This is a genomic window from Trichlorobacter lovleyi (assembly GCF_015239775.1).
Taxonomy (GTDB): domain Bacteria; phylum Desulfobacterota; class Desulfuromonadia; order Geobacterales; family Pseudopelobacteraceae; genus Trichlorobacter; species Trichlorobacter lovleyi_B.
The window spans coordinates 695,391-702,500 of sequence record NZ_CP058409.1 but is presented as its reverse complement, the minus strand read 5'-3'; the positions used below and the strand labels follow the sequence as shown (position 1 = coordinate 702,500).

General features: G+C 56.3%; 7 protein-coding genes (1 of these 7 cut by a window edge). 6 read left to right on the top strand and 1 reads right to left on the bottom strand.

Annotation, left to right across the window (positions count from 1 at the left end; all coding sequences use genetic code 11):
* Positions 1 to 104: the final stretch of a L,D-transpeptidase family protein gene (locus FY034_RS03180; RefSeq protein ID WP_265553696.1), read on the top strand. 1,234 nt of this gene lie to the left of the window's left edge; the window shows 104 of its 1,338 coding nt (coding positions 1,235–1,338); the start codon falls outside the window, past its left edge; the stop codon is at positions 102 to 104.
* On the opposite strand, the gene FY034_RS03175 is transcribed toward FY034_RS03180, so the two are convergent.
* Entirely contained in the window at positions 89 to 2,548 is a 2,460-nt protein-coding gene (locus FY034_RS03175) for a penicillin-binding protein 1A (RefSeq protein WP_265553693.1), read from the bottom strand. The genes FY034_RS03180 and FY034_RS03175 overlap by 16 nt on opposite strands.
* Before the next feature lie 184 nt (positions 2,549 to 2,732).
* Between FY034_RS03175 and FY034_RS03170 the strand changes: the two genes are divergently transcribed.
* From FY034_RS03170 to FY034_RS03150, 5 genes are read left to right on the top strand one after another with little or no spacing between them, the layout of a single operon-like run.
* Entirely contained in the window at positions 2,733 to 3,935 is a 1,203-nt protein-coding gene (locus tag FY034_RS03170; protein WP_265553691.1) for a c-type heme family protein, read from the top strand.
* 11 nt (positions 3,936 to 3,946) lie between these two features.
* Complete coding sequence (locus tag FY034_RS03165) at positions 3,947 to 4,867, top strand: HD-GYP domain-containing protein (RefSeq protein WP_265553689.1); 921 nt, start codon at positions 3,947 to 3,949, stop codon at positions 4,865 to 4,867.
* Positions 4,864 to 5,199 (top strand): STAS domain-containing protein, encoded by a 336-nt coding sequence (locus FY034_RS03160; protein ID WP_265553688.1) that lies wholly within the window; start codon positions 4,864 to 4,866, stop codon positions 5,197 to 5,199. Before FY034_RS03165 ends, FY034_RS03160 begins: the two co-directional genes overlap by 4 nt.
* Positions 5,200 to 5,205: 6 nt before the next feature.
* Complete coding sequence (locus FY034_RS03155) at positions 5,206 to 5,631, top strand: ATP-binding protein (RefSeq protein ID WP_265553686.1); 426 nt, start codon at positions 5,206 to 5,208, stop codon at positions 5,629 to 5,631.
* Entirely contained in the window at positions 5,628 to 7,103 is a 1,476-nt protein-coding gene (locus tag FY034_RS03150; protein WP_265553685.1) for a TolC family protein, read from the top strand. The genes FY034_RS03155 and FY034_RS03150 overlap by 4 nt, the downstream gene beginning before the upstream one ends.
* Positions 7,104 to 7,110 lie beyond the last annotated feature (7 nt).

The window sequence follows — 7,110 nt, the reverse complement described above, 5'->3', positions numbered from 1 at the left end:
AACGGGTCATCTCCCGCAAGGCTGGTGTAGCCGAAGAGATCACCCGTAGCACTCCTGAGACACAACAGGCTGTTGATGTAAGCCGTTCTCAGTCCCCTTCATAAACGGAAGGTTCTGTACCCCGGACAAACGCCTCTGACGCTCCATCAGCCCCCCGTGAGAGTTTACCGCTTTTGGGATTTACCCGTACCACGGAGACGGTTTCCGGCGCCTCAAACCCTTGGACAGGCAGGCCGGCAACCGCCTTCAGCATGTAGTCGGCCCAGATCGGCGCTGCGGCCTGCCCCCCTGAACCTCCGGCCCCCAACGAACGGGCCTGATTGTCAAAGCCGACCCAGACCCCTGTTACCAGCTGCGGTATATAGCCGACAAACCAGGCATCCTTCATCTCATTGGTGGTGCCGGTCTTGCCGGCTACCGGACGCTTGATGGCAGCGGCACGGTGTCCGGTGCCGCTCTGCACGACTGACTCCATCAGGTTGGTAATCAGGTAGGCTACTTCGGGCGAGGTGGCCTGCTCTGAGCGGGCGAGTTGCATTGAACCGGCCGACGGCAACGGCGACGCAGCAGGTTTTGCTATAGTCGGTTTATCAGTCAACGTCACGACCTGCTCCGCATTAGAAGCCGGAGGGACGACCGGTTCAGGAGGCGCAGGCGGGTGATACTCCTCAAGCACCCTGCCTTCACTATCCATAACCTTTACAATATAGTACGGCGGTAGATGGACCCCCTTATTGGCAAAGGCGGTATAGGCCGAAGTCAGCTCCAGCGGGGAAACACTGGCAGCCCCCAAGGCCAGGGACAGGTTGGGCTCGATTTTCGAGGTAAAGCCCAGCCGCTGAGCCAGGGCAACCGCATTCTCCACACCAATCTGATTGAGTATCTTGACACTGACCACGTTGATGGAGTGGGTCAACGCCTCCCGCATGGTGACTGGCCCGCGATAGGTATTATCGTAGTTTTTGGGAGACCAAGTCTTACCCAGACCGGCCGGGTACTCCACCGGGGAATCATCAATCACCGTTGCAGCAGTAAACCCTTTTTCCAAGGCAGCTGCATAGATGATCGGCTTGAAGGCTGAGCCGGCATTACGTTTGGCCTGCACGGCCCGGTTAAACTGGCTCTTACGGAAGTCATACCCGCCGATCATCGCCTTGACCCCGCCGGTGCGGGGATCGATTGAAACCAGTGCTCCCTGTACTTCTGGCACCTGGTCAAGGGCAAAGACCGCCCCCTTCTTATTTTGATCCGGGGTGAGCACCTGCAGGTCAAGCACCGCCCCCAGCACCAGCGACCTGGACGGTTTTTCCGGCTTGCCGTAGCTGTTCACCAGATTCAGCTTGCCGGCCCAGGCCATCCCCTTGCGATCAAGCAGGCCATAGCGTTCACCCACCCTGACGGTTGCTATCCCCTTGGCCGGGTCAACGGCGGTCACCACACCGGGGTAGGTCTCACCGACCTTCAATGCTGCAGAATCAATACTCTCCTCAACCTTGTCGCAAAACTGCTCAACTTCAGCCTGCTGCAAGTATTTAACAGCCCCCCTGAACCCCTGGCGTTTGTCCACCACCTTCAGCCCGGAGCGGACCGCCTCATAGGCAGCCCCCTGCATAGCGGCATTCATGGTGGTATAGATCTTCAAGCCCCCCTTGTACAGCTGGTCTTCACCGTATTTTTCCTCAAGATATATCCGCATCTGTTCCAGAAAATAGGCCACTCTGTCATTCATGACGCGACGGCCGGGCAGGATAGTCAGCGGACTCCGGCGGGCATAATCGGCCTCGGCCTGGGTAACAAACCCTTCCGCGACCATTCTGTCCAGCACATAGGACTGCCGTTCTTTGGCCCGTTCCAGATGCTTGATCGGCGAATAGGTGTTAGGTGCCTTGGGGAGACCGGCCAGGATGGCCATCTCCGCCAGATTCAGCTGTTCGACATGCTTGCCGAAATAGGTCTCAGCCGCCGCCTCCACGCCATAGGAACCGGCCCCCAGATAGATCTGGTTCAGATACAGGTACAGGATTTCGTCCTTGGTCAGTTTTTCTTCCATCCGCTTGGCCAGGATCGCCTCTTTGATCTTGCGGGAGAGCTTCTTTTCAGAGGTCAACAGCATGGTCTTGGTAACCTGCTGGGTAATGGTGGAGGCCCCCTCCTTCTTGCGCATGGAGATAAGATTTTTAAAGGCGGCGCGAATGATACCAAAATAATCGATCCCCTTGTGGGAATAGAAGCTGGAATCTTCTGCAGCGACAAAGGCCTGGATCAATTTACGCGGCATTTTGTTAACCGGCACCACCAAGCGACGCTCAAGGTAGAACTCGCCCACCAGCGTCCCGTCATCGCCATACACCTGCGACACAATCGGCGGCTTGTAGTCGGCAAGACGGTCAACCTTGGGGAGCTTTGCCATCAGAAAAGCCACATAGCCCCCCACCGCCAGCAGTGACACCACCACCAGGGTGACCACAATCAAGATCAGGGTAGATAAAAAGCCCCTGCCTCCCTGACCGGATGCCCGCCGATTCGTTCTTGTATATTCCTGCTGCATCGGTAACGACCTTTCAACTGCATCTAAGTATAATCCGCAAAACCACCACTCATATCCGCACGATACCTGATTCAGGAGAGCGGTTCAAGTTTTAGCTATTTTATCGGCCTGCCGAGGCTTGTCAATCCGGATATTCACGCTATACTCATGCAATTACAGTTCTCAAACCCCATGAGGCGATTCCATGCGCATTACCACCAAACTGACATTGATCATAACGGTGCTGCTGATAACCCTTTTCATGGCGCTGGGCTGGAACTCGTACCAGCATGAGTTGAGTCTGATCCAGCAGCAGGCGGTTGAGAAGGCCCGCGTCATAGCCCGCCAGATCATTGAAACACGTGACTATCTCTCCCGCGTCGAGCAGGGGGAATCGGAAAGGAACTATGCCCTGGTGCCCCAAGTGGCTGCCAGCCGGATCGCAATACGGATCACCGAAGGTTCTCCCTATTACGTCCGGCAGATCTCCTTGCGCAATCGCAACCCGGAAAACAGGCCGGATGCCTACGAAGCCGCAGAACTGACCCGGATTACCTCGGCATCACTGCCACAGGAACGTTTCCGGGTGGTTGTCAACGGCGGCAAGGAGGCCCTGCGCTACCTGCTGCCGATGACGGCGGAAAAATCCTGCCTGGCCTGTCACGGCAGCTTTGAGTCGGCACCACGCTTCGTTCAGGAGCGCTTCCCCAAAGGGCATCCTTCCTACAACTACCGGGTCGGCGAGATAATCGGTGCCATTTCGGTCTCCGTGCCGATGCGGGAGCTGTACCGCTCCATCGACAGCAACCTGATCCACGGGCTGCTGATTGAATCGGCCATTCTGCTGCTGTTGCTGGTCTTTAGCGGATGGGTCATCCACCGCGCCATCCTGAAACCGGTTTCCACCGTTGCCAAAGGAATTGAGCGGGTAGCCAGCACCGCTGACTACACCCAGCGTATCGAACATTCAAGCAGTGACGAGATCGGCCACCTGGTCTCCTCCTTTAACGAACTCATGGCGGAGCTGGAGAGGAGGACCCTCCAGCGGGCCGAGTCTGATGAGCGTTACCGCAACTTCATTGAAATCGCCCAGTCGCCGATCATCACCTTCCTGCCGGATGGCAAGATCGTGATTGCCAACCAGAAAACCGAAACCCTTTTGGGATTGACCAAGGAAGAGTTGCTCGGCCAGAGCATCTTCGAGTTCATGGCCGATCCGGAACCGCTCAAGACAGGTATCAGGGACTACTCCCAGGGCGTCAGCAGCGGCCTGCTCGGCACCACCAGCCTCCAGACCGTGCGCAACGTCTGTGGCAAGCTGTTTGAGGTGGAGATGGTGATATCGGTCTCGCAGACGGATCAGGAGGCGATGTTCACGGCCATACTCAGGACGGTAAAGGCCCCATAGGGTACAATCCAATGACACAGATCCAGACCGACAGACTTTTCCAGCAGCTAACCAGGATCATGAACGAGGTTTCCCAGGGCAATACCAGCAACATCGAGACCATCTTCGAGCTGACCAAGGAAGGCATCTATCCGCCTGAAATTGTGAACCTTGCAGAGTCATTCGGCATGATGGTCGTCAATATAGAGGCCAAGCAGCAGCACCTGGAACAGCTGCTCGCCAACCTGCAGGAGAAAAACTGTGCGCTTGAGCTGGTTTCAAACAGCCTGCTGAACGCCAACATCGGTATGCTGGAGGTGCTGGGAAGCGCCATTGCCAAACGGGACAGTGACACCTGTTCCCATAATTACCGCGTCTGCATCTATGCCATCCATCTCGGCAAGGAGCTGGGGCTGTCTCACGACAGCCTGCGCAGCCTGATAAAAGGCGCGTTTCTGCATGACATCGGCAAGATCGCAATCAGCGACACCATCCTGCTCAAGCCGGGCGGACTGGATGATCAGGAATATGAGATCATCAAGACCCATGTACTGCATGGCAGCGAGATCATCAAGGCCTACAGCTGGTTATCGGATGCCCATGAGGTGGTGCTCTATCACCACGAGCGTTTTAACGGAAACGGTTACCCCGACGGGCTCAAGGCAGACCAGATCCCCCTGAACGCACGGATATTTGCCATCTGTGATGTCTTTGACGCATTAACCTCAAAGCGCCCCTATAAGGAGCCCTATCCCCTTGACTATGCCTTGCGGGCCATGCGATGCGAGGTGGGCAGCCATTTTGACCCTGAAATCTTCGACCTGTTTGTAAAGAACGCCGAGACCGTCCACGAAACTATTGCCAGACTGAGCGAATCTCAGCTAGAAGGTCTGTTACATGCGATCATGCATGATTATTTTGCCCCACCAGAGAGAAACGGAGAAAAGAAATGACTATCCAGATCACCAAGGAATCAAACGCGACGGTTGTAACCATATCCGGCAGGATGGACGCAATGACCGCGCCTGAGTATGAAAAGACGCTGAATGAATTTATCGCCTCAGGCGAGACCTCTTTTGTCGTTGACTTTCAGGGGCTGGACTACATCAGCAGCGCCGGCCTGAGGGCGTTGCTTGCCACGGCAAAACTGCTGAAAACCAAAGGCGGCCAGATCCTGCTGAGTAATGTTCTGGGCACCGTCAGAGAAGTCTTCGACATCTCCGGTTTTGGAACCATCTTCAAGATCAAGGACTCTGTTGCCGACGCACTGGCCGACCTAGGCTGAACAGCCATGACATTCGACACGTTCAGATGCCCCGCCAACGTTGCAAGACTTGATGAGCTGGTTGCGTTTGTGGAAGCGTGCGCCGATCGCTTCGGACTCGCCACCAAAAAGAAGTTCGGCTTGCTGGTGGCGCTTGAGGAGGCCTTTGTAAACGTATGTCATTATGCCTATAAGGAAGGTGAAGGAGATGTCTCCGTTGGCTGTGGCGCTGATGGCGACGCCTTTGTGGTTGAAATCGCCGATTCCGGCGCCGCCTTTGATGTCCTGTCACTACCGGATCCGGATACGACTGCAGACCTCATGGATCGCCAGATCGGCGGCCTGGGGGTCTATTTCATCCGTAGCCTGACCGACCAGGTCAGCTACCGCCGGGAAGCTGGTCAGAACATCGTGAGGATGGTCTTCCGCCAGACGGAGGAGCCGCTTCAATGACCCGTTGTTCGGCAGTACGTCTGTTTGCCATATCGCTACTGCTTCTCGCACCTGACAGTGTACCATCACACGCCGCTGACCCGATCGTGACGCTTGATACCTGCATCTCCCTGGCCTTGAAGCAAAACCGCACCATCAAGAACGCCTACCTGGACCGGGTGGCGCAAAAGTACGACCTGCGGGTGGCGGAAGACACGTTTGTCCCCACCCTGGTGCTGACCCCGTCTGTGAGCGCTACCGGCAATACAGCCGCACTGGGCGGAGGTACGCGTACCGGCAATACGAACAATACCACCCTCACCTCCGGGGCCGGCGCCACCTTGGCGGAAAAACTGCCTGCCGGCGGTAATGTCAGCATTACCGGCAATTACACGGTTACCGGCTCGGAGCAGCTGACCCCGTCACGCGATTACGGCTGGAATATTTCCTTGAACCAGCCGCTTTTGAAAGGGGCTGGCCTGGATGTGAACCTTGAGCCGGTCCGAGCGGCCAGGGTAACCGAACAGCTGAACATCCTCTCACTTAAATCCACCCTGATTTCCACCCTGACCTCGGTGATCACCAGCTATCGCAGTTACGTGCAGGCCGTCAAATCATTGGAGATCACCAGGCAGTCCTTGGAGCGCAGCAGAGAGCTGGTTGCCACCAACCGGGAGTTGATTGCAGCCGGCCGGATGGCTGCCATTGAGATTGTGCAATCGGAGGCAGACCTGGCAAACCAGGAGTTTCAGCTGCTTTCTGCTGAAAACAATCTTGATGCTGCCCGGCTGGCCCTGACCAAGGCGATCGACATTGACAAGAACACCCGCCTGACACCGGTGGTGGAGACCGAGATCCCATCGGTGCCGTACACCATTGCGCAGGCCAAGCAGCTGGCCTTTGCCAACAGACCTGACTACCAGGGTTCGCTGTTGAGTCTGGACAATGCCAAGCGGGCCCTGGTGATTTCCAAGCACAACCTGCTGTGGGACCTGTCGCTGACCGGCACCTACGGAGAAACCTACAACCGTTTTGACAGTACAAGCCCGGTCGGTTCAAGCGGTGTCTGGATGGCCGGGCTGACCCTGACCATCCCGTTTGACAACCTCTGGCGCACCTCCAGTGAGCGTCAGGCCTACATTGCAGCGGATATCAACCTGCAGAAGCAGCAAAACAGCATTGCCCGCCAGCGGGAGGATATCGAGATCGAGATCCAGGATGCCCTGCGCTCTGCCGAGATGAACTACCGTCAGATCAAGCTGGCAACCCAGGCCAGGGTACTGTCGGAAAAGAAGGTTGAGATCGAGACCGAAAAGCTGAAGGCCGGACGTTCCACCAACTTCCAACTGGTCAGCTATCAAAATGACTTGAAAAACGCCCAAAACAACGAGCTTTCCGCCATCATTACCTACCTGAATGCCTTGAGTACGCTGGAAAGCAGCCTGGGCATCACCCTGGATCGCTGGGGCATCACACTTTCAGAACGCAAGTAACCAGGAG